Annotated in this window: 20 protein-coding genes; 15 read left to right on the top strand and 5 right to left on the bottom strand. The window is 64.8% G+C overall.

The features are described 5' to 3' along the window. Positions 1-6: 6 nt before the first annotated feature. The gene (locus tag BH93_RS13690; protein WP_037174269.1) at positions 7-846 is read right to left on the bottom strand and encodes a RecB family exonuclease; all 840 of its coding nucleotides are present in this window, start codon (positions 844-846) and stop codon (positions 7-9) included. Between the two features lie 401 nt (positions 847-1,247). On the opposite strand from BH93_RS13690, the gene BH93_RS13685 reads away from it, so the two are divergent. Beyond that, positions 1,248-2,051: a tRNA (adenine-N1)-methyltransferase gene (locus BH93_RS13685; RefSeq protein WP_242459235.1), complete on the top strand. Its 804-nt coding sequence runs from the start codon at positions 1,248-1,250 to the stop codon at positions 2,049-2,051. Positions 2,052-2,079: 28 nt separating this feature from the next. Here BH93_RS13685 and BH93_RS13680 read toward each other — a convergent pair whose 3' ends face one another. Further along, positions 2,080-2,565: a hypothetical protein gene (locus BH93_RS13680; protein WP_037174264.1), complete on the bottom strand. Its 486-nt coding sequence runs from the start codon at positions 2,563-2,565 to the stop codon at positions 2,080-2,082. A gap of 184 nt (positions 2,566-2,749) precedes the next feature. On the opposite strand from BH93_RS13680, the gene arc reads away from it, so the two are divergent. From arc to prcA, 5 genes are all read left to right on the top strand, one after another. After that, the gene (gene arc, locus BH93_RS13675) at positions 2,750-4,513 is read left to right on the top strand and encodes a proteasome ATPase (RefSeq protein WP_032403683.1); all 1,764 of its coding nucleotides are present in this window, start codon (positions 2,750-2,752) and stop codon (positions 4,511-4,513) included. 80 nt (positions 4,514-4,593) lie between these two features. Continuing rightward, positions 4,594-6,093 (top strand): depupylase/deamidase Dop, encoded by a 1,500-nt coding sequence (gene dop, locus BH93_RS13670; protein WP_032403417.1) that lies wholly within the window; start codon positions 4,594-4,596, stop codon positions 6,091-6,093. Positions 6,094-6,287: 194 nt separating this feature from the next. After that, positions 6,288-6,482 carry a ubiquitin-like protein Pup gene (locus BH93_RS13665; protein WP_008716348.1) on the top strand — a complete coding sequence of 65 codons (195 nt, stop codon included), beginning with the start codon at positions 6,288-6,290 and terminating at the stop codon, positions 6,480-6,482. Then, entirely contained in the window at positions 6,479-7,420 is a 942-nt protein-coding gene (gene prcB, locus BH93_RS13660; protein ID WP_037173749.1) for a proteasome subunit beta, read from the top strand. Before BH93_RS13665 ends, prcB begins: the two co-directional genes overlap by 4 nt. Next, a complete protein-coding gene (gene prcA, locus BH93_RS13655; RefSeq protein ID WP_037173748.1) occupies positions 7,417-8,202 on the top strand; it encodes a proteasome subunit alpha in 786 nt (261 codons plus the stop codon). Before prcB ends, prcA begins: the two co-directional genes overlap by 4 nt. Before the next feature lie 35 nt (positions 8,203-8,237). Here prcA and BH93_RS13650 read toward each other — a convergent pair whose 3' ends face one another. Beyond that, positions 8,238-9,707: a bifunctional phosphatase PAP2/diacylglycerol kinase family protein gene (locus BH93_RS13650; RefSeq protein ID WP_037174261.1), complete on the bottom strand. Its 1,470-nt coding sequence runs from the start codon at positions 9,705-9,707 to the stop codon at positions 8,238-8,240. A 98-nt stretch (positions 9,708-9,805) separates the two neighbouring features. On the opposite strand from BH93_RS13650, the gene pafA reads away from it, so the two are divergent. The 7 genes from pafA to BH93_RS13615 all read left to right on the top strand — a co-directional run bounded on the left by pafA (position 9,806) and on the right by BH93_RS13615 (position 18,622). Then, positions 9,806-11,164 (top strand): Pup--protein ligase, encoded by a 1,359-nt coding sequence (pafA, locus tag BH93_RS13645; protein WP_170944814.1) that lies wholly within the window; start codon positions 9,806-9,808, stop codon positions 11,162-11,164. Positions 11,165-11,234: 70 nt separating this feature from the next. After that, on the top strand, positions 11,235-12,227 hold the full coding sequence (locus BH93_RS13640) for a helix-turn-helix transcriptional regulator (protein ID WP_037173747.1): 993 nt from the start codon (positions 11,235-11,237) through the stop codon (positions 12,225-12,227). Then, positions 12,224-13,219 (top strand): helix-turn-helix transcriptional regulator, encoded by a 996-nt coding sequence (locus BH93_RS13635; protein WP_037173746.1) that lies wholly within the window; start codon positions 12,224-12,226, stop codon positions 13,217-13,219. The genes BH93_RS13640 and BH93_RS13635 overlap by 4 nt, the downstream gene beginning before the upstream one ends. An 85-nt stretch (positions 13,220-13,304) precedes the next feature. Continuing rightward, positions 13,305-13,571, top strand: a complete 267-nt coding sequence (gene tatA, locus BH93_RS13630) for a Sec-independent protein translocase subunit TatA (protein WP_032377888.1) — start codon at positions 13,305-13,307, stop codon at positions 13,569-13,571. 110 nt (positions 13,572-13,681) lie between these two features. Then, positions 13,682-14,653: a twin-arginine translocase subunit TatC gene (gene tatC, locus BH93_RS13625; RefSeq protein WP_032377889.1), complete on the top strand. Its 972-nt coding sequence runs from the start codon at positions 13,682-13,684 to the stop codon at positions 14,651-14,653. A 27-nt stretch (positions 14,654-14,680) separates the two neighbouring features. Further along, the gene (locus tag BH93_RS13620) at positions 14,681-17,455 is read left to right on the top strand and encodes a DEAD/DEAH box helicase (protein WP_052065081.1); all 2,775 of its coding nucleotides are present in this window, start codon (positions 14,681-14,683) and stop codon (positions 17,453-17,455) included. Between the two features lie 141 nt (positions 17,456-17,596). Further along, positions 17,597-18,622, top strand: a complete 1,026-nt coding sequence (locus tag BH93_RS13615) for a DUF4333 domain-containing protein (RefSeq protein WP_080739034.1) — start codon at positions 17,597-17,599, stop codon at positions 18,620-18,622. A 17-nt stretch (positions 18,623-18,639) separates the two neighbouring features. Here the strand turns inward: BH93_RS13615 and BH93_RS13610 are convergent, their stop codons facing one another. Then, the gene (locus tag BH93_RS13610; protein WP_037174257.1) at positions 18,640-19,620 is read right to left on the bottom strand and encodes a 5'-3' exonuclease; all 981 of its coding nucleotides are present in this window, start codon (positions 19,618-19,620) and stop codon (positions 18,640-18,642) included. A 27-nt stretch (positions 19,621-19,647) separates the two neighbouring features. Here BH93_RS13610 and BH93_RS13605 point away from each other — a divergent pair, with 27 nt between their 5' ends. Together BH93_RS13605 and BH93_RS13600 are read left to right on the top strand one after the other, a co-directional pair. Beyond that, positions 19,648-20,790 (top strand): M24 family metallopeptidase, encoded by a 1,143-nt coding sequence (locus BH93_RS13605; RefSeq protein ID WP_037173745.1) that lies wholly within the window; start codon positions 19,648-19,650, stop codon positions 20,788-20,790. Beyond that, complete coding sequence (locus tag BH93_RS13600) at positions 20,787-21,377, top strand: nucleotidyltransferase family protein (RefSeq protein ID WP_242458980.1); 591 nt, start codon at positions 20,787-20,789, stop codon at positions 21,375-21,377. The genes BH93_RS13605 and BH93_RS13600 overlap by 4 nt, the downstream gene beginning before the upstream one ends. A 19-nt stretch (positions 21,378-21,396) precedes the next feature. On the opposite strand, the gene BH93_RS13595 is transcribed toward BH93_RS13600, so the two are convergent. Then, the gene (locus BH93_RS13595; RefSeq protein ID WP_037173744.1) at positions 21,397-21,810 is read right to left on the bottom strand and encodes a TIGR03618 family F420-dependent PPOX class oxidoreductase; all 414 of its coding nucleotides are present in this window, start codon (positions 21,808-21,810) and stop codon (positions 21,397-21,399) included. Positions 21,811-21,872: the final 62 nt, after the last annotated feature.

Below are 21,872 nucleotides of genomic sequence, written 5' to 3'. Positions count from 1 at the left end.
TGAGGGTCACAGCTCGGGCTCCGTCTGTTCCGATGCGGCCTGCGGCCAACCCGGGTACGGCGGGGGAGTGCCGCCGAACTCCGGGCACAGAGCCTGGTGGTCGCACCACTTGCACAGTGCGCCCTTCTTGGCGCGAAAGTCACCGGTCTCGCCTGCAGCCAGAATCGCTTTCCAGATGGCGGACAGCATGCGCTCGAACCTACGCAGCTCGTCTTCGTCGGGAGCGTAGGTCAGTTCCTGCTTGTCGGCCAGATACATCAATTTCAGTTGCGCCGGAACGACTCCGCGCATGCGCATGATCATCAAGGCGTAGAACTTCATCTGGAACAACGCCTTGGACTCGGTGAACTCCCGCGGTGCCCGACCGGTTTTGTAGTCGACGACGCGAATCATGCCGTTGGGCGCGACGTCGATTCGATCGATGAATCCCCGAAGCGGCGTGCCGTCGTCCAGATCGATCTCCACCCGTTGCTCGCAGGACTCGGGCTCGAAGTGAGTAGGGTCCTCGAGTTCGTAGTATCCGGCGACCAGAGCCCGAGCGCGATCGAGAAAAGCCGTCCGCTCGTCGGCCGGAACCAACGACTCGATGGCGGGCGACTGGGCAACCACTCGCTCCCACGCCGGATCCACCAGGTCGCGCGCAGTCGTCGGCACTCGGTCCTGCGCAGGCAACGCGTAGAGAGCCTCCAGTGCGGCATGCACCACAGTTCCCTTGACCTGAGCTTCGGTGGACACCTCCGGAATGCGGTCGACCGCGCGAAAGCGGTAGAGGAGAGGACACTGCTTGAAATCGCCTGCGCGGGAGGGCGACAACGCCGGCGTGCTGCGGGGGCTCGGCACCGCCAGCGGCGGTCGCGCGCTGTCGCCGAGGTCGAGTAGAGGCAAGTCGATGGGTGTCGACACGGAAATACTCACGACTGCGAGACTATGCCGCTGGTCCGACAACTTCGGTCAAGGCCGTAGTCTGGCACGTCGAGTCGTCCCCGACGCCTGCCCGCTCCGGTAGATCGTCGAACCGAACAACGAAAGCAGGTTCCGCTGTGTCCACCGGTGATTCCGCGTCAGCGTCGACCGACGGGCCCGAGGTCGACGCGCTCGTCGATGTCCCGGTTCCGAGTGCCGACGATGTGGTCACCGCCACGGTGGACGAGATCGAACTCGACCAGGTCCCGACTGCGGACGAGAACTCCGTCGCACCGGTTCCGACCGGACCCGCCCGCAGTGGGCCGTTCCGCGTCGGAGATCGAGTGCAGCTCACCGACGGCAAGGGCAGGCACTACACGGTGGTGCTCGAGGCAGGCAAGGAATTCCACACCCACCGAGGTGGAATCACCCACGACAAGTTGCTGGGAGCCGACGAGGGCAGCGTCGTCACCTCCGTCAACGGCACCCCGTACCTTGCGCTTCGGCCGCTGTTGACCGACTACGTGTTGTCGATGCCGCGCGGCGCGCAGGTCATCTACCCCAAGGATGCAGCGCAGATCGTCCACGAGGGCGACATGTTCCCCGGAGCCCGCGTGCTGGAGGCCGGTGCCGGATCGGGCGCTCTGACGTGCTCGCTGCTCCGTGCAGTCGGTACGGCAGGAACGGTCATCTCCTACGAGATCCGCCAGGACCACGCCGACTACGCGATCAAGAACGTCGAGACGTTCTTCGGCGAGCGGCCGTCGAACTGGCACCTGACGGTGGCCGACGTGGATCAGTTCGGTGTCGATCGCCCGGGGGAGCAGGTGGATCGCGTGGTTCTCGACATGCTCGCTCCCTGGGACGCCCTGCCCGCCGTATCGAAGGCTCTCGTTCCCGGTGGAGTGCTGCTGGTCTACGTCGCCACGGTGACGCAGCTGTCCAAGGTCGTCGAAGCCCTACGCGCACAGGAATGCTGGACCGAACCCCGTTCGTGGGAGTCGATGGTCCGGGGTTGGCACGTCGTGGGACTGGCGGTTCGGCCCGAGCATCGTATGCAGGGGCACACGGCATTCCTCGTGAGTGTTCGACGCCTCGCCGAGGGCACCGTCACCCCCAAGCCGCAGCGTCGGTCCGGTAAGGGCTGATCGATCGCGGCGGTGTCGGGCCCGGACTTCAGGCGCAGGGCGCTTGCCCCATCGCGAGAATCTGGCAGGTGCTGGCGTCGGAGAGCTTCCACTTGCCGTCGATCAGGACCCAGGTCTGCGGTGAGGGCGCTGCCGTCCCTCGCGGGGTGGCGATCGCCACGTCGGCCGTGGACGTCTCGCCCTCGACGGTCGGCTCGGCAACCTCGAACGTGATCGTGCCGTAGTTCGCCAGCGCGGCGGTCATGGTTTCGAGGTTCGTCAGACGCGCCTGACCGTTCTCGACCGCGGCGGCTTTGGTCGCCGCGTCGACGTCCGGTGCTACCAGCTGCAGCAGCGAGGCTTCGAGTTCATCGGCGGTCGGTGCAGCAACAGCAGGCACGTCGGTCGTCGTACCGACAGAATCTGCCGCCGACGTCGAATTGTGATCGGCGTGATCGGATTCATCTGCGGTGCTGCACCCGGCCACCGACATCACCGCCGCCGTGAGCGCGACGCTCGCCGAAAATATGCGCATCTTCACTGGTGGAGCCCCTGTTCCCGTAGTCCGTCCACTGTTCGGTCAGGTGAGGCTAACATGACCCCGGCCGGGGTCGGGGTTCCGTCGAGGCATGGTGCAGGCACGCCCGATAGTGGTGTCGGTCCGCACATTCGGGCCGGTGCCGGTAGCGTTGATAGATCGTCACTGGGAGGAGTCGCTCATGAGCTCAACAGACAATCCGGATGTGGCCGCGGCCAGAGCCGAACTGGACGCCGTGCGAGCCGAAGCCGCTTCACTGCGCCGTCAACTGGGGGAGTCCCCCGAACAGGTACGCGAGCTCGAAGGCCGTGTCGATTCGCTCTCGCTGCGCAACACCAAGCTGATGGACACCCTCAAAGAGGCCAGACAACAGCTCATCGCGCTCCGCGAGGAAGTCGATCGACTCGGCCAACCGCCGAGCGGTTACGGCGTTCTGCTGAGCGTGTTCGACGACGGAACGGTCGATGTGTTCACGTCCGGCCGAAAGATGCGCCTCACGTGCTCGCCCAACATCGAAGCCGACTCGCTTGCGCCGGGCCAGACGGTGCGGCTGAACGAGGCATTGACCATCGTCGAAGCCTGCACCTTCGACCAGGTCGGTGAGATCAGCACTCTGCGTGAGCTTCTGGGCGACGGATCGAGGGCCCTCGTCGTCGGTCACGCCGACGAGGAGCGCGTCGTGTGGCTGGCGAAGCCGCTGATCGACATGGTCAACGACGACGGCCCCATCGACCCGGACGAACCGTCCCGCAAACTCCGTCCCGGCGATTCCCTGCTCGTCGACACCAAGGCCGGCTACGCCTTCGAGCGTGTCCCCAAGGCCGAGGTGGAGGACCTGGTCCTCGAAGAGGTGCCGGACGTGGGATACGAGGACATCGGTGGTCTCGGTCGACAGATCGAGCAGATTCGCGACGCTGTTGAACTCCCGTTCCTGCACAAGGATCTGTTCCGTGAGTACTCCCTGCGTCCACCCAAGGGTGTGCTGCTCTACGGCCCTCCCGGCTGCGGAAAGACGTTGATCGCCAAGGCGGTTGCCAACTCGTTGGCCAAGAAGATCGCCGAGGCCCGCGGGCAGGACGCCAAGGAAGCGAAGTCGTTCTTCCTCAACATCAAGGGCCCCGAACTGCTCAACAAGTTCGTCGGCGAGACCGAGCGTCACATTCGCATGATTTTCCAGCGCGCACGGGAGAAGGCGTCCGAGGGCACCCCGGTGATCGTGTTCTTCGACGAGATGGACTCGATCTTCCGTACCCGTGGTTCGGGTGTCTCGTCGGACGTCGAGACAACAGTTGTTCCGCAGCTGCTCGCCGAGATCGACGGTGTGGAGGGGCTCGAGAACGTCATCGTGATCGGTGCCTCCAACCGAGAGGACATGATCGACCCCGCGATCCTGCGGCCCGGTCGTCTGGACGTGAAGATCAAGATCGAGCGTCCCGACGCCGAATCGGCACAGGACATCTTCTCCAAGTACCTGACCGACTCGCTGCCGGTCAATGCCGACGATGTCGCCGAGTTCGGTGGCGACCGCGCGGCCTGCATCCGAGGGATGATCGACCGGGTCGTCGAGCGCATGTACGCCGAGAGCGACGACAACCGCTTCCTCGAGGTGACATATGCCAACGGCGACAAGGAAGTTCTGTACTTCAAGGACTTCAACTCCGGTGCCATGATTCAGAACATCGTGGACCGTGCGAAGAAGTACGCCATCAAGTCGGTTCTCGAAACCGGCAACGCCGGTTTGAGGATTCAGCACCTCTTCGACTCCATCGTCGACGAGTTCGCCGAGAACGAAGATCTGCCGAACACCACGAACCCCGACGACTGGGCGCGAATCTCCGGTAAGAAGGGCGAGCGCATCGTCTACATCCGCACGTTGGTCACCGGTAAGAATGCCAGCGCGAGCCGGGCAATCGACACCGAGGCCAACACCGGCCAGTACCTGTAGATCCTGCACAGAGCAGTATCGGGGCGCGTCCGCACAGGGCGCGCCCCGTTCTGTGTCTGCGTGCCGTCTAGGCTCGACTCATGCAGCGCATCATCGGTATCGAGGTCGAGTACGGCATTTCTTCGCCCACCGAACCCACCGCCAATCCGATCCTGACGTCCACCCAGGCAGTGTTGGCCTACGCGGCCGCTGCAGGGGTACCGCGGGCCAAGCGCACACGTTGGGATTACGAAGTCGAGTCGCCGCTACGTGACGCCCGTGGCTTCGACCTCGGACGCTTCAGCGGCCCGGCACCGGTCATCGACGCCGACGAGATCGGCGCGGCCAACATGATTCTCACCAACGGTGCCCGTCTGTACGTCGACCACGCTCACCCCGAATACTCGGCCCCGGAAGTACGGGATCCGTTGGACGCGGTGATCTGGGACAAGGCCGGAGAGCGCGTGATGGAGGCCGCTGCTCGCCACGCCTCCAGCGTGCCAGGAGCCCCGCGGTTGCAGCTGTACAAGAACAACGTCGACGGCAAGGGCGCGTCGTACGGCACTCACGAGAACTACTTGATGTCGCGAGAGACGCCGTTCTCGGCCGTCATCGCCGGTCTGTCGCCGTTCTTCGCATCGCGGCAGGTGATCACGGGATCGGGGCGCGTCGGAATCGGCCAGTCCGGCGACGAGGCCGGGTTCCAGCTCTCTCAGCGGGCCGACTACATCGAGGTGGAAGTCGGCCTCGAGACCACACTCAAGCGCGGAATCATCAACACCAGAGACGAACCGCACGCGGACGCCGACAAGTACCGGCGACTGCACTGCATCATCGGCGACGCGAACCTCGCGGAGATGTCGACCTACCTCAAGGTGGGCACCACCGCGCTGGTACTCGACCTCATCGAAGCGGGGGTGGATCTGTCCGATCTCCAGCTCGCTCGACCGGTGACCGCCGTCCACCAGATCAGCCACGATCCGACTCTGCGCAAGGCAGTGGCTCTCGCGGACGGACGCGAGCTCACCGGGCTTGCGCTCCAGCGCATCTACCACCAGCGGGCCGCGAAATTCGTGGCCGCCGAGGGGAGCGACGACGCACGAGCACTGGACGTGCTCGACAAGTGGGCCATGGTGCTCGACCTCCTCGAACGCGATCCGATGGAATGCGCCCACCTGCTGGACTGGCCCGCGAAGCTGCGTCTGCTGGAGGGTTTCCGCCAGCGCGAGGGCCTGGGCTGGTCGGCACCGCGCCTTCATCTGGTGGACCTGCAGTACTCCGATGTGCGGCTCGACAAAGGCCTATACAACCGGCTGGTTGCTCGTGGGTCGATGGATCGACTGGTCACCGAGCAGCAGGTACTCGATGCCGTCGGCAACCCGCCGGAGGATACGAGGGCCTACTTCCGCGGCGAGTGCCTCCGCAAATTCGGGGCCGACATCGCCGCGGCGAGCTGGGATTCCGTCATCTTCGACCTCGGCGGCGACTCACTGGTACGCATCCCGACCCTCGAACCGCTGCGCGGTACCAAATCGCACGTCGGTGCGCTGCTCGAGTCCGTCGACAGTGCCGCCGAGCTCGTCGATCAGCTCACCAACTGAGAACCCGGCACAGCAGACCGACTATTCGATGGTGTCTCGACGACCCGCGCGGCCGGTCTGTCGGTAGGGTAAAGGTCCGTGCACTTTCGGCGGAACGTTCGGTTGCACTTGCACATCCACAACGGTGCATCTCGGATGAATCGATGAACGTGCAGTAGATGTGTTCTCTCGATACACGGAGGAGGTCGGCGACTATGGCACAGGAGCAGACACGGCGCTCTGGCGGCGGCGACGACGATGAGGTCCCAGGCGACACCGGAGCCGGTGGGCAGGAACGGCGCGAGAAGCTGGCCGAGGAGACCGACGACCTCTTGGACGAGATCGACGACGTCCTCGAGGAGAACGCCGAGGACTTCGTTCGTGCCTACGTGCAGAAGGGCGGCCAGTGACGGTGGATCGTTCGGACCCACGGTCGGCCGGTGACGGCATGACGATCCCGCTCGGATCGAGCAGTTCGTCGTTCTCCGACTACCTCCGTCAGCACGCCCCCCATCTGTTGCCCGAGAGCGGTCTGGCCGCGGACCTGGCGTCCCATGCTGCCAACGGCACCTCCGACAAGTCCGGCATCGCTCCGCACGGGACGACGATCGTCGCCCTCACCTACGCGGGTGGGGTCCTGATCGCCGGTGATCGGCGCGCCACCCAAGGCAATCTGATCGCCAACCGTGACATGCAGAAGGTCTACGTCACCGACGAGTACTCCGCTGCGGGCATTGCCGGAACCGCAGGCATCGCGATCGAGCTCGTACGGCTCTTCGCGGTCGAACTGGAGCACTACGAGAAGATCGAAGGGGTTCCACTCACCTTCAACGGCAAGGCCAACAAGCTGTCGTCGATGGTGCGCAGCAACCTCGGTGCCGCAATGCAAGGACTGGCCGCCGTTCCGTTGCTGGTCGGGTTCGACATCGACATCTCGGACCCGGACAGTGCCGGGCGCATCGTGTCCTACGACGTGGTCGGCGGGCGCTACGAGGAGCGCTCGGGCTATCACGCGGTGGGGTCGGGATCCCTGTTCGCCAAGTCGGCACTCAAGAAGCTCTATCGCCCTGGAATGACCGAGGACGAAGCGCTTCGCGCGGCGGTCGAATCGCTGTACGACGCAGCCGACGACGACTCCGCCACCGGCGGACCGGACGTCACCCGAGGGATCTATCCGACGGCAGTGGCAATCACGAGCGTCGGAGCGGACGACGTTGCACACGACCGCGTGTCGGCAGCAGCGCGTTCGGTTCTCGCCGAGCGGACCGAGAGTGCCGCGCACACCGGCGGTACCGAGCATCACACCCGGTCCGGTCAGCAAGTGAGCGAAGGGGGTAGCGCACCATGACAATGCCGTACTACGCATCAGCCGAACAGATCATGCGCGATCGTTCGGAATTGGCGCGCAAGGGAATCGGCCGCGGCCGAAGCGTCATCGCTTTGACCTACGCGGACGGTGTGCTGTTCGTGGCCGAGAATCGCTCGACGGCACTGCACAAGGTGAGCGAACTGTACGACCGGATCGGTTTCGCGGCCGTGGGGAAGTACAACGAGTTCGAGAATCTCCGGAAAGCCGGTATCCAGCATGCCGACATCAAGGGGTACACCTACGACCGCCGCGATGTGACCGGCAGGTCGCTCGCCAAGACTTACGCGCAGGCGCTCGGCACGATTTTCACGGAGCAGCTCAAGCCCTACGAGGTTGAAATCTGTGTCGCGGAGGTCTCGCATCAGGACGAGCCGATCGCAACGCAGCTCTACCGCATCACCTACGACGGGTCCATCGTCGACGAACAGGATTTCGTCGTCATGGGCGGAACGACCGAGCCCATCGTGGCAGCGTTGAAGGACACCTACCGTCCCGGCCTCGATCTGGCCGATGCGGTGCGCGTGGCGGTGGACGCACTCACCGCGGGACCCGCGGTACCGCCCGCTGCAGGTGGTGAGCCCGAGAAGAAGGTTCTCGAGGTATCCGCGCTCGAGGTGGCTGTACTGGACCAGGGTCGGCCTCGGCGCGCGTTCCGACGCATCGCCGGAGCCGCGTTGGAGGACATGTTGCCGGCCTCGGCATCAGCCGTACAGGCCACCACCGACACCGTAGACGGTGTGCCCGAGGTGGGTCCCTCGTAGCTGGTTCGCCGATCGCGCCCGGACGGCCTCGTGCCCTACCGCTTCCGGTAGAGCGCGAGGCCGTTCTTGTCGCTGGTGAACTCGAACCACGTTCCGTCGCCCACCACTTCGCCGTCGGCGGCGAGTGCAACGGGAGCGCCTTCCACCTCCACCGTCAGCTGCTTCACTGCTCGACGAACATAGGCCGGTGAGGAGCCCAGGGTGCCCGTCACCGTCGCCCACAGCAATCTGGTTCGCGACGCCTTGGGTTCGGAGGGAAGGAAGCGAACGTCCAGGGTGCCGGTGTGAATGCTGCTGCGCGACATGGGAACCTGGTCGGTCGGCACGTAGTTGCCGTTGCCGACGAAGAGCATCCACACCGAATGCCCGGTGCCGTCGAGTTCGATGTTCAGCGGCTCCGCGGCGGCCAGTACCCTCGTCATTGCTACGGCTGCCGCAGGCCATTTGCCGATTCGGCTCTGGAGCTTCTGACGTAACCGCACCGAGTCGGGATATCCGCCGAAGGTAGCGGTGTTGACGAACGACACGCTGCGGCCGTCGATGGCCACCTGGGCAATATCGACCAGTTCGGCCGTGCCCGCCTCGATGGCTGCTGCGGTGTCTTCGACGGCGGTCAGGCCGGTGTCACGGGCGAAGTGATTGAGAGTGCCACCGGGGAACGCGGCGAGAGTCAACCCGCTGCGCGCTGCCGACGCGGCGACGCTGACCACCGTTCCGTCGCCGCCGCAGACGCCGAGTGCCCGCGGAGACGTATCCCGAATTCGTTGTTCGAGTTGCTCGTTGAAATCGAGTTCCGGATCCGGAACGAACAGATCTGCCTCGGGAAGTGCGCGACGGATCGCCTCGGGCACCGACTCGGAGCCATCACCCGACCCTGGGTTGACGAGCACGAGCAGCCCCCGTCCCCCCTCGAGTGGCGGGACGTCGACCGGTGAGCCCAGATCGGCGGGCTTTTCCGAACGCACAGCCCACCACCGGCGGGTGGACAGCGCGATGGCCGAGCCGAGGGCGACACCCGCGATGACGTCGGTGGGCCAGTGCACACCGACGTGGACACGCGAGTAGCAGACCGCGGCCGCAACGGGTGCCAGAACAATTCCTGCCAGCGGAGATTCGATGGCAACGGCCGTCACGAAAGCCGCCGCCGAGGCCGAATGTCCGGAGGGGAAAGACGACGACACCGGCGGTGCCAACACCTGACGAAGGACCGGGACCAGTTCGGCCTCCGGGCGAGACCGCGGGAACAACGGCTTGAGCAGACCGTTGGCGCTGGCACTCGCGCCCGCGAGCGCCACGAGTCCACGAACACCCCCTCGGCGCGCAGGACCGCCCGCGGCAACGAGCACGGCAGCAACGCCGAGCCACAGACGGCCGTGATCGGCCGCAGTACTCAGCGCGCGCAGACCCGAATCCGCTCGACTGGACCGTAGCGCTGCACTTCGCGCCACCAGCGAGAGGTCCCACGCATGAACGGCCGTCGAAACAGAGGTACGCGTGGGTGTCATGACACCCAGCCTAGGCACGCGCGGCAGCATCTTCACGGACGGACGACATCGGGGCGCTCCGACACATCGAATCGCAGGTTGCGTTGTAGTGTCGAAGTGTGCAGCGACGAATTATGGGCATCGAGACAGAGTTCGGTGTCACATGTACTTTCCACGGACATCGACGCCTCAGTCCGGACGAAGTGGCTCGCTACCTGTTCCGCCGGGTGGTCTCGTGGGGGAGAAGCTCGAATGTGTTCCTTCGCAACGGTGCCCGCCTGTACCTCGATGTCGGCTCGCACCCCGAGTACGCGACGGCCGAGTGCGACAGCCTGCTGCAGTTGGTCACCCACGACCGGGCGGGCGAGCGTGTTCTCGAGGATCTGCTGATCGACGCCGAGCAGCGCCTGGCCGAGGAAGGCATCGGCGGCGATATCTACCTGTTCAAGAACAACACCGACTCCGCCGGCAACTCGTACGGCTGCCACGAAAACTTCCTGGTGCAGCGAGCGGGGGAGTTCTCTCGGATTTCGGACGTTCTGCTTCCCTTTCTGGTCACGCGTCAATTGATCTGCGGCGCAGGCAAGGTGCTCCAGACGCCGAAAGCGGCCACGTTCTGCCTGTCACAGCGTGCCGAGCACATCTGGGAAGGCGTCTCCTCTGCCACTACTCGGTCGCGGCCGATCATCAACACTCGCGACGAGCCCCACGCCGACGCCGAGAAGTACCGCAGGCTGCACGTCATCGTGGGCGATTCGAATATGGCCGAGACCTCGACGATGCTCAAGGTCGGAACGGCGGCCCTCGTCCTCGAAATGATCGAGGCAGGAGTATCTTTCCGAGACTTCGCTTTGGACAATCCGATTCGCGCCATCCGCGAGGTCAGCCACGATCTCACCGGACGGCGCCCGGTGAGGCTCGCGGGGGGACGGCAGGCCAGCGCCCTCGATATCCAACGCGAGTACTACGCCCGGGCCGTCGAACACCTGAAGACGCGGGAGCCGAACACTCAGGTGGAGCAGGTGGTCGACCTCTGGGGGCGGACCCTCGATGCCATCGAGACGCAGGACTTCGCGAAGGTGGATACCGAGATCGACTGGGTCATCAAGCGCAAGCTGTTCCAGCGTTACCAGGATCGGTACTCGATGGAGCTCTCGGATCCGAAGATCGCTCAACTGGACCTGGCCTACCACGACATCAAACGCGGGCGTGGAGTGTTCGACCTGCTCCAGCGCAAGGGCTTGGCCAAGCGAGTCACCGAGGACGAGCAGATCGACGAAGCGGTCGACCTCCCTCCGCAGACCACGCGGGCCAAACTGCGAGGTGAGTTCATCACCGCCGCGCAGGAGGCGGGTCGCGACTTCACCGTCGATTGGGTGCACCTCAAGCTCAACGACCAGGCGCAGCGAACCGTGTTGTGCAAGGACCCGTTCCGTTCGGTCGACGAGCGAGTGGAGAGACTGATCGCGTCGATGTAGGCCCGGTGGATATACGGCAGCTCGGGTCGCTACCGCTCCTGCACCAGCAGAGCAACTAGGCTCGACAGTCGTGGCCACCACCAAAGTCGAACGCCTGATGAATCTTGTCATCTGCCTGCTGTCGACGCGTCAGTTCCTCACCGCGGAGTGGATCCGTGACAGCGTGGCCGGATACGACGACTCGTCCAGCCACGAAGCTTTCAGTCGAATGTTCGAGCGGGACAAGAACGAACTCCGTGACCTCGGCGTGCCCTTGGAAACCGGAGCCGCAACCAGGTTCGGCGGCGTCGAGGGCTACCGCATCAATCGCGACGCGTACGAGCTACCCGACATCGACCTCACCAGCGAGGAGTCGGCCGCCGTCGCTGTCGCCGTCAAACTCTGGGAATCGCCCGAGCTCACGTCGGCCGCCCAGAGTGCGCTTCTCAAACTTCGCGCCGCGGGTATTCAGGTCGACCAGAACGAGTCCGCGGCGGCGGTGACCGCGGTTCCCGCACGGACCAGGGGCTCCGAGCCTGCACTCGGTGCGCTGCTGGCCGCCATCGACGAGGGTAAATCGGTGCGGTTCGAGCACCGACCGTCGTTGACGGATCCGTTCACCACCAGAACCGTCCAGCCGTGGGGTGTCGTGACGTTCCGCGGCCGCTGGTACCTGGTGGGACACGACGTGGACCGGGACGACACCCGAACCTTCCGCCTCTCCCGCATCGGTGACGAGGTCAAATCGTTCGGCTCGCCGCAGAGTGTCCGCAAACCCGACGGTATCGACCTGCAGGACATCGTCCGTCGCGTCGCAGGGACGTCCTCGGTGTCGGGCACAGCACGAGTGTGGTTGCACGATGGCAGGGCATTGGAGCTGCGTCGAATGGGAACGATCGTGGGAGCGCAGAGTCTGGGCGCCCGGAGCGGCACGGTCGTCGAGGTTCCCGTGCGGTCCTGGGATTGGATCTCGCGGTTGATCGCGGGCCACGGGGCTGATGCGGTGGTGCTCGAACCCGCGGAATTGCGGGCCGATGTGATCTCGACTCTTCAGACGGCAGCCGACGTGGAGAACGAGCGATGAGCGCGCGTCTGTCGGTCCGCTTGGCCAGGCTCCTCAACATGGTGCCGTTCTTCATGGCGAATCCGGGGTTGAGCGCCGAAGAGGCCGCGCGCGAGCTGGGTGTGTCGACGGCAACGCTGATGGCCGATCTCAACCAACTCTGGATGTGCGGTCTACCCGGCTACGGCCCGGGTGACCTCATCGATCTCTCGTTCTCCGAGGAGAGCATCGACGTGACGTTCTCCGCGGGGATCGATCGTCCACTGCGCCTGACGTCGACCGAGGCCACGGCCCTGTTGGTCGCGCTCCGATCGCTGACGTCGATGCCCGGCATGGTCGATCCGTCCGCCGCGCAGCGAGCGATCGCGAAGATCGAAACTGCGGCGGGCTCGGCGGCGGCCAACGTGCCACTCTCGTCCGATCACGACAGCGTCGGCACCGAAGAGGGGGCGGTCTCGAGCACTGTCCGGTCTGCTTTGCGAAACCGACACGCACTCGACCTGACCTATTATTCTGCGTCGCGAGACGTCGTCACCGAACGAACTGTCGACCCGATCAGGACGGTCGTGGTCGACGACAACAGCTATCTGCAGGCGTGGTGCCGAGGAGCCGAAGGCGTGCGGCTCTTCCGGTTCGACCGCATCGACTCGGCTGTCGAACGGAACGAGCCCGCTGCACCGCCGGAGTCGGTTCAGGACGAGGACGCCTTCGAGATCTTCAACGACGATCCCTCACTGTCGCAGGCGCGACTGAAGGTGTCGCCCACCTACACCTGGATTCTGGACTACTACCCGATGACACAGGTCGCAGCCGATTCCGACGGATCGATCGAGGTGACGATGCGATTTGCAACTCTGCAGTGGATGACCCGTCTGACACTCGGGTTCGGCGGCGGCGTCACGGTACTTTCACCTGAATCCTTGGTGAACTCCGTCCGCGAACGCGCACGTTCTGCGCTGGACGTGTACTCCGAGCTGGACTCGACCAGCGCAGACGGCACTGTCAAGACATGAACGCAGGGCAAACCGCTGCTCGCCGCTGCTGAAGGTGTCACCCGTAGTCGGGTACGCTCGATTCATCTGATCTCAGGAGGTTCACATGGGATTCACCAGTCCCTGGCACTGGGCGATCGTTGCGGTGGTCGTCATCATTCTGTTCGGTTCCAAGAAGCTGCCCGACGCTGCTCGTGGACTCGGCCGCTCGTTGCGCATCTTCAAGAGCGAGGTGAAGGAGATGCAGAACGACGGCAAATCCGACACCGATACCACGACGGCACAGCAGCCGGCCGCACCTGCTCAGCTGCCTCCGCCTGCGCCCGTTGCCCCGACGAACGTCGACGCACAGCACGACGCGAAGTCTGCCTGAGCGCAGACCGCTCAGCACACCTTCGGTGCCACGTGGGCACCGAAGGTTCACTGCTGTCGGTGACGGCCCGGTGCCGTCGGCCGACCGAAGAAGGCTGACCGTACAACACCATGCGCATTCCGTTCGATCCGCGGCGTAGCAAGCGCCGAGTCAATCCCGACGGCACGATGTCGTTGGTCGATCATCTGTACGAGCTGCGGACCCGGCTCCTGTGGTCGCTCGTTGCCGTCGCCGTCACCACGGCATTCGGGTTCTTCTGGTACTCGCACACGATATTCGGCGTCGAAAGTCTCGGTGACCTTCTTCGAGGTCCGTACTGCACACTCGATCCGAACCTCCGCGCGAACTTGAGCAACGACGACCAATGTCGACTGCTCGCGACCGGACCGTTCGATCAGTTCCTGCTGCGATTCAAGGTCGCGTTCACCGCCGGGGTCGTGCTTGCCTGCCCCATCTGGCTTTATCAGATCTGGGCGTTCATCACGCCTGGCCTGTATGCCAACGAACGGCGATACGCCGTCTCCTTCGTCACCGGCGCGGCTGCACTGTTCGTCACCGGTGCCATCCTGGCGTACTTCGTGGTGGCCAAGGGACTGCACTTCTTGCTGTCGATCGGCGACAACGTACAGATCACTGCACTGAGTGGCGATCAGTACTTCGGATTCTTGATCAACCTCCTCATCATCTTCGGTGTCAGCTTCGAGATTCCGCTGCTCGTGGTTGCTCTGAATTTCGTCGGCGTGCTGACCTACGAACGACTCAAGGCGTGGCGTCGCGGTCTGATCTTCGGTCTGTTCGTCTTCGCCGCCATCGCGACACCGGGGCAGGACCCGTTCTCGATGTTGGCGCTGGCGTTGGCGTTGACGGTCCTCTTCGAGATGGCAGTGCAGATTGCGCGAATTCACGACAAGCGTAAGTTGCGCAAGAGAAGAGACGAATGGGGTGATGTGTCAGATGACGAAGCAACACGTATCGAAGGCGCAAGTACGATCGAGTCCCCACACGCTGTCGCTCCGACACCGCCGCCCAGCGGATTCGGTGCTGCAACCCGAACCCAGTCACAGTACGACGACACCATCTGACCTCGGCCGATGCGTGGGGACCAGCGCATGACGGACACTACGACGGACGTCCATCCGAGTCCGAAGCCCACTGAGCTGCAACGTTTCTCGGCAGAACTGGGTTTCCCGCTCGACCGGTTCCAGGTCGATGCGTGTACCGCGTTGGAGAACGGACACGGCGTTCTGGTCTGTGCCCCTACCGGTGCAGGCAAGACTGTGATCGGTGAGTTCGCCGTACACCTGGCCCTCGCAGCCGGGCGAAAGTGCTTCTACACCACACCGATCAAGGCGCTCAGCAATCAGAAGTTCGCCGAGCTGACTGCACGGTACGGCCGCGACACGGTGGGCCTGCTCACCGGAGATTCGTCGATCAACCCCGATGCCCCCATCGTCATCATGACGACGGAGGTTCTGCGAAACATGCTCTACGCATCGTCGGACGCGCTTCGCGGACTCTCTCATGTCGTGATGGACGAGGTGCACTACCTGGCCGATCGCTTCCGGGGGGCAGTGTGGGAAGAGGTCATCCTGCACCTGTCCGACGATGTTCGCCTGGTGAGTCTGTCGGCCACGGTCAGCAACGCCGAGGAGTTCGGCGCGTGGATGAGCACGGTTCGCGGTGACACCACCGTCGTGGTGGACGAGAACCGACCGGTACCTCTCTCTCAGCACATCATGGTGGGACGCCGGTTGTTCGACTTGTTCGACACCAGGGCGCAGTCACCCGACGGCAGCCAGAAGGTCGTGGTCGACCGCGAACTCGTTCGGCACGTCAAACAGCGCCAATCTCTCGACTCGATGGACCGCTGGCACGCGCCGCACAGCCGAGGCCGCGGCGGTCGAGGGGGCGGGGGAGGCCGCGGTGGCGGTCAGGGCAGCGGGGCCAACAACCGGCCGCTGGCCAGACCCGATGTGATCGCCAAACTCGACGAAGAGGGTTTGCTCCCCGCGATCACGTTCATCTTCAGTCGCGCCGGGTGCGACGGTGCACTCACTCAATGCATGCGCTCGCGTCTGGTGTTGACGACGCCCGAGCAGGCCGAAGAAATTCGGTACATCGTCGAGAAGCACACCTCGGAACTTCCGCGGGAAGACCTGGAGGTTCTGGGCTTCTGGGAGTGGCGCGATGCACTCGAGCGTGGCTTCGCCGCCCATCACGCCGGTATGTTGCCGGTCTTTCGGCACACCGTGGAGGAATTGTTCGTCAAGGGCCTGGTCAGAGCGGTGTTCGCCACCGAGACGCTGGCGCTCGGCATCAACATGCCGGCCCGAACGGTGGTGCTGGAAAAGCTCGTCAAGTTCAACGGTGAAACGCATGCCGAGCTGACCCCGGGGGAGTACACCCAGTTGACCGGTCGAGCCGGGCGCCGCGGTATCGACGTCGAAGGCCATGCCGTCGTGCTGTGGCAGCCGGGCACCGAGCCGACCGAAGTCGCCGGGCTCGCGTCGACCCGTACTTTTCCGCTGCGCAGTTCGTTCGCGCCGGCGTACAACATGTCGATCAACCTGATCGAGCAGTTCGGTGCAGCCGATTCGCGTCTGCTGCTCGAGCGATCCTTCGCTCAGTTCCAGGCCGACCGCTCCGTCGTCGGCATGGTCCGGGGTATCGAGAAGAACATGCAGACGCTGGACGCGCTCGGTGCACGCCTCGGCGGACCCGACGGCGAATACTTCGAGTATGCGCGGCTGCGCGAACGACTCAAAGATCGCGAGAAGACCCTCGAACGCCAGAGCCGCTCCGATCGACGAGACAAGGCTGTCGATTCGCTGCGCGCCCTGCGCCGCGGCGATGTGATCTCGGTGCCGACCGGTCGCCGCAGCGGCCTTGCCGTCGTGCTGGAACCGGACGACGACCGGGCCGATCCGCGTCCGCTGGTGCTGACCGAGGACAAGTGGGCGGGTCGACTCTCCGCAGCGGACTTCCCCTTGCCGGCAACGTCACTGGGAACGATGCGGCTACCGCGATTCGTCGACCATCGCACCGCGAAGACCCGGCGCGATCTCGCGGCAGCACTGGTCACGCGCGGAATATCGCAGCCGTCGGACCGCATCCGACGAAAGTCGACAGCAGCGGACGACAAGGAGCTGGCCACCCTTCGCCGAGCCATTCGATCGCATCCGGTGCACGCACGACCCGATCGTGACGAACTCGGTCGTACCGGTGAGCGCTACAACCGGCTTGCCCGCGAGACCGAAACGATGCGTCAGAAAGTATCGGCGACGACGAACTCTCTGGCTCGCACCTTCGACCGCATCCTGGCTCTACTCGCCGACCGCGGGTACGTGACGCCGGGTAAGGATCCCAAGGTCACCGACGACGGTGCCCGGTTGAGCCGGATCTACTCCGAATCCGACCTGCTCGTGGCGGAATGCCTCCGCGGTGGCCTGTGGCAGGGCCTGTCACCTGCCGAGTTGGCAGCGGTCGTCTCGGCCGTCGTCTACGAGTCGAGGTCGGAGGGAGACATCACCCCGCACGGTCCGACGGGTCCCATTCGACATGCACTCACCGAGACGGTCCGGGTGTGGCACGAGCTCCGTTCGGACGAAGTTCGGCACAAGCTCCCCCCGACGAGAGAGCCCGACATGGGTTTCGTGAAGGCCATCTACAAGTGGGCGTCCGATCACTCGTTGGTCGACGCCCTCGTCACGGCCGGGGACAACGGCAAAGCTCTCTCGGGTGGAGACTTCGTGCGGTGGTGCCGACAGGTGATAGATCTGCTCGATCAGGTTCGGCTCGCGGCCCCGGAGCCGGAACTGTCGCGAACGGCGGCCCGGGCCGTCGCAGCCCTGCGCCGCGGCGTGGTTGCCGTCGACGCCGCGTGACAGGAGCAGTGTGATGGAGTGGCCCGGTAGAGATGAACCCGGCGCAGTCGGAGCGAATCGGACTGCCGGGTCGGTACAGCGGGACGTCGTACAGTCGGGCTACTGTACCCCCGACGAATCCGAAATTTCAGTGGAGGCGAGATGAGCGGCCCATACGGTCCGACCGACCCCGACAACAGTTGGTCGCGGACACCCGACCAGCAGGACGGTGCCGCGAAAGACACTCCCGAATCTCCTGGTAATCCCGCAGGCTCCACTCCTGCGTCTTCTGGTCATTCCGCAGGCTCCACTCCTGCGTCTCCTGGTCATTCCGCAGGCTCCACTCCTGCACCGGATTCGCAGACCCCGACACCATCCGCATGGGGCCAGTACGGGCAGCCGCCCGCAGCGCCGACCACTCCGTACGGAGAGTCCACGCCAGGTGCCTACGGACAGAATTCACCGCAGCCCAGCGGTCAGTACCCACAGGGCCAGTACCCACCGACCGGGTATCCGCAGGGCCAGTACCCACAAGCGGGCTACCCCCAGGGTCAGTACCCGCAGGGCCAGTACCCACAGGGCGGTTACCCCCAGGGCCAGTACCCACAGGGGCAGTTTCCCCAAGGCCAGAATCCACCGGCCTCGGCCGGTCAGAATCCCACCACGCAGTACCCGGCCGGCCAGCAGTACGGCGCGTCCTATCCCGGGACGGGCACACCGCCGTCGGGTGATCCGGCCTATCAGAATCCCTATGCCCCACAGCAATTCGGTGGTGGTCAGTACGGTCCCGGCCAGTACGGCCAGCAGCCGTGGAACCCGAACCAGCAGTATCCGAATCAGCAGGTACCCGGTCAGCAGGGCCCCCGGCCGGCCGGATCGCAGTCGAAGAAACCACTGATCATCGTGGGCGTCGTCATTGCGGTCGTCGCGGTGATCGCTCTGGTCTCGTTCTTGGCATTCGGCCGCTCGACCACGCTCGATACTGCGGCCGCCCAAGAGGGCGTCCGTAAGGTCGTCACCGAGTCCTACGGAGCGTCCGATGTCTCCGGGGTGTCGTGCCCCCAGAACATCGAGGTCAAGGCCGGCACCAGTGTCGATTGCACCCTAACGGTAGACGGAGCCTTCAAGAAGGTGACGTTGACCTTCCTGGACGACGACGCCAATTACGAGGTCTCGCTACCCAAGTAGCTGCCTCTGTTACTCGGTCAGTTCCGCTGCGACGCCGTGGCCGCCATCGCAGCGACGAGGCGGGCCACGGCGTTTTCCACTCCGAGGGTCTCGGCAAGTTGGTTCAAAGCGTCGACGTCGGCGGGCTCGGCCGGGATCTCGTCCGACTTCGACAAGACGACGTCTGCGTCGGTGACCACCCGTACGACGGGAAGGGCCGCATCGAGGTAGTCGCTCGCGTTGGCCAGCTTCGCCCGGATTCCCTTGGCCATGTCCGACGACGGATCGAGTGCCGCGTCACGCAATGCAGCGACCGACTCGTACTGGAGCATCAGGGTGGAGGCCGTCTTCTCCCCGATGCCCTTCACTCCTGGCAGGCCGTCCGAGGCGTCGCCTCTGAGCAGTGCGAGCTCGGCGTAGGCCGCGCCTGCGCGGTGCAGAGGAACTCCGTAGCGTTCGGAAACCAATGCGGGGTCGAACAATTCGGCCTTGGCCAACCCTCGCCCCACGTACAACACCCGAACCTCGTTCGGTTCGTCCGCCGCGACCTGCAACAGATCTCTGTCCCCGCTGACCACGACCACCGGGTCCTGTCGCTCGCGCGCAGCCAAGGTGCCCAGCACGTCGTCTGCCTCCAGCCCCTCCGCGCCTGCCGTCGCAATACCCAGCGCGGCGAGAACGTCCATGATCATGTCCACCTGAGGAGTCAACGTCTCCGGAACCTCTTCGCTCTCGGCGACCTCCGGGGCGGCCTCGGCCACACGGTGCGCCTTGTAGGACGGCACGAGATCGACTCGGAACTGCGGCCGCCAGTCCAGATCGAGGCACACGGCCAGCCGACTGGGTTCGGTGCGTGCAATCAGCGCCGAGATCATGTCGAGAAAACCACGGACGGCGTTGACGGGTCGTCCGTCGGGGGCCGTAATCGACTCGGGCAGTGCGTAGTAGGCCCTGAACCACAGGCTCGCAGCGTCGAGGAGCAGCAACGGCGACTTTCCGGGGGCGGTCATGGGGCTCATCTTGCCGTACGGCATTAGCCTGGAGGCATGAGTGTCGATTCTTCGGTCAGTTCCTCACGTTTCTCCAGTGACGTCTACGCGTCGCGGCTCGCGCGAGCTGCGCGTCTGACATCCGATGCGGGATTGGATGCGCTGCTGATCACACCGGGCCCGGATCTGCAGTATCTGATCGGCTCGAAGGCCAGTTCGTTCGAGCGTCTCATCGCCCTGGTCGTGCCGGCCGACGGCAGCACTCCCAGTATTGTCGTACCGCGGCTCGAGCTGGCCGCGCTGGGCGATTCCGCGGCTGCGGATCTGTCGCTGAACCTCGTCGACTGGGTGGACGGCGTCGATCCGTACGCGCTGGTGGCTGCGGCGGTTCCGGCCGGAACGAAGACAGCCGTCGCCGACGCGATGCCCGCACTGCACTTCGTGCCGCTGGCCGAGGTGTTCGGAACTGTGCCGGTGCTGGCCACGGATGTGCTCCGCGAACTTCGGATGGTCAAGGACGAGGCCGAGATCGACGCGTTACGGCGAGCCGGGTACGCCATCGATCGAGTGCACGCCCGCATGGGGGAATGGCTTCGCGTGGGCCGCACCGAAGCGCAGATCGCTGCAGACATTGCCACGGCCATCGTCGAAGAGGGGCACACTGCACCCGAATTCATCATCGTCGGGTCCGGCCCCCACGGTGCCGATCCGCACCACGAGGTGTCCGATCGTGTCGTGGAGGCAGGCGACATCGTCGTGATCGACATCGGCGGGCCCGTTGCACCGGGATACAACTCCGACTCGACCCGCACCTACAGTCTCGGCGAGCCGACGGCAGATATCGCGGGCCTCTACGCGGTGCTGGAGCGGGCGCAGCAAGCAGCTGTCGACGCGGTGGTGCCGGGAGTCACGGCACAGTCCATCGATGCGGCTGCCCGCAACGTGCTGGTGGACGCCGGGCTGGGCGAGGCGTTTCTGCACCGAACCGGTCATGGAATCGGATTGTCGGTGCACGAGGAGCCGTACATCGTGGCAGGCAACGACATCACCCTGACCGAGGGGATGGCGTTCAGCATCGAGCCGGGAATCTACTTCCGTGGACAGTGGGGTGCCCGTATCGAAGACATCGTCGTCGTCACCGCGGACGGGTGTGAGTCGGTCAATCTTCGGCCCCACGGTCTGGCCGTCCTCCCGGTGTGACGACTGTGCGCGAGGCCGAGTTCGTGTCGGTCGTAAGGGCCAATCCTGCTGTGGCCGAGATACTTCGACGTGCCCCGCAACTCGGGCTTCCCGGGTGGTACCTGACGGCGGGTGGCCTCTTCCAGACTGTCTGGAACCACCTGGCCGATCGGGATCCACAGGCGGGCATTCGTGATTACGACTTCTTCTACTTCGACGACTCCGATCTGTCCTACGACGCCGAGAACGAGGTGATCGAGACGGCGGCCTCACTGTTCGCCGACCTCGGGGTGGACGTCGAAGTGCGCAACGAAGCACGCGTACATCTGTGGTACGAGAAGCACTTCGGTAGTCGGATCGCACCGTTCCACAGCACCGAGGACGCGATCGACCATTTTGTATCCACCACGTGCTGTTTCGGAATCACCACCGATGCAGACGGGGGAGATGTCGTCTACGCGCCACACGGTTTCGAGGATCTGTTCGCGGGAATCGTGCGGCCCAATCCGCGCGTGCCGATGCAGCATGTGTACGAGGCCAAAGCCGCCCGCTGGACAACCGAATGGCCCGAATTGACCGTCCTACCCTGGCCGGCGGACCTCGCCTGACGCGGGAGCCGGCTGCGCGTCAGCGGCTGAGCAGCGAACGACTCCCCAGTACCCGTCGCACCTGGATCTCGATGACCACCCGGGTGGGATTCTCCCGCGGAACGCGGTAGCGCTGGGCGTAACGGTTCTCGGCGTCGACGACGGAATCTCGATCGCTGCGAACCGAAGCCGGTCCCTCCATGGTCAGCCAGCGGGCGCCGTCGATCTGAGTGACGGCGGCGTGGGCACCGCGGCCGGCGTTGATGGCCTTCTGTGACACGTCGTTGGTGATGACCCGCGCAATTCGAGCATCGGAGTCGTACGTGAAGCCGACGGCAACGACGTGCGGCGTCCCGTCCGGTCGAAGCGTCGTCAGTGTGGCGAGATGCCGCTCGGTGAGGAATTCGAGCGCGTCGTCGGTGAGGGCAGTCGCGTCAGCGGGGGTTGCGGCCATAGCCCGACTGTAGTGACGTGCCCCGACTGCCACGAGCGGGGTTCGATCGGCCAGACTGATCG

Origin of the sequence: Rhodococcoides fascians A25f, assembly GCF_000760935.2 — a bacterium.
GTDB lineage: Bacteria > Actinomycetota > Actinomycetes > Mycobacteriales > Mycobacteriaceae > Rhodococcoides.
Note: the sequence above shows the minus strand (reverse complement) of the source record. Positions and strands in the feature narration are given on the sequence as shown.

Excerpts from the sequence above, each read along its gene's own strand:
- BH93_RS13680 (WP_037174264.1), bottom strand. The coding sequence starts at position 2,565 with ATGCGCATATTTTCGGCGAGCGTCGCGCTCACGGCGGCGGTGATGTCG.
- arc (WP_032403683.1), top strand. The coding sequence starts at position 2,750 with ATGAGCTCAACAGACAATCCGGATGTGGCCGCGGCCAGAGCCGAACTG.
- dop (WP_032403417.1), top strand. The coding sequence starts at position 4,594 with ATGCAGCGCATCATCGGTATCGAGGTCGAGTACGGCATTTCTTCGCCC.
- BH93_RS13665 (WP_008716348.1), top strand. The coding sequence starts at position 6,288 with ATGGCACAGGAGCAGACACGGCGCTCTGGCGGCGGCGACGACGATGAG.
- prcA (WP_037173748.1), top strand. The coding sequence starts at position 7,417 with ATGACAATGCCGTACTACGCATCAGCCGAACAGATCATGCGCGATCGT.
- BH93_RS13650 (WP_037174261.1), bottom strand. The coding sequence starts at position 9,707 with ATGACACCCACGCGTACCTCTGTTTCGACGGCCGTTCATGCGTGGGAC.
- BH93_RS13635 (WP_037173746.1), top strand. The coding sequence starts at position 12,224 with ATGAGCGCGCGTCTGTCGGTCCGCTTGGCCAGGCTCCTCAACATGGTG.
- tatA (WP_032377888.1), top strand. The coding sequence starts at position 13,305 with ATGGGATTCACCAGTCCCTGGCACTGGGCGATCGTTGCGGTGGTCGTC.
- tatC (WP_032377889.1), top strand. The coding sequence starts at position 13,682 with ATGCGCATTCCGTTCGATCCGCGGCGTAGCAAGCGCCGAGTCAATCCC.
- BH93_RS13620 (WP_052065081.1), top strand. The coding sequence starts at position 14,681 with ATGACGGACACTACGACGGACGTCCATCCGAGTCCGAAGCCCACTGAG.
- BH93_RS13615 (WP_080739034.1), top strand. The coding sequence starts at position 17,597 with ATGAGCGGCCCATACGGTCCGACCGACCCCGACAACAGTTGGTCGCGG.
- BH93_RS13610 (WP_037174257.1), bottom strand. The coding sequence starts at position 19,620 with ATGAGCCCCATGACCGCCCCCGGAAAGTCGCCGTTGCTGCTCCTCGAC.
- BH93_RS13605 (WP_037173745.1), top strand. The coding sequence starts at position 19,648 with ATGAGTGTCGATTCTTCGGTCAGTTCCTCACGTTTCTCCAGTGACGTC.
- BH93_RS13595 (WP_037173744.1), bottom strand. The coding sequence starts at position 21,810 with ATGGCCGCAACCCCCGCTGACGCGACTGCCCTCACCGACGACGCGCTC.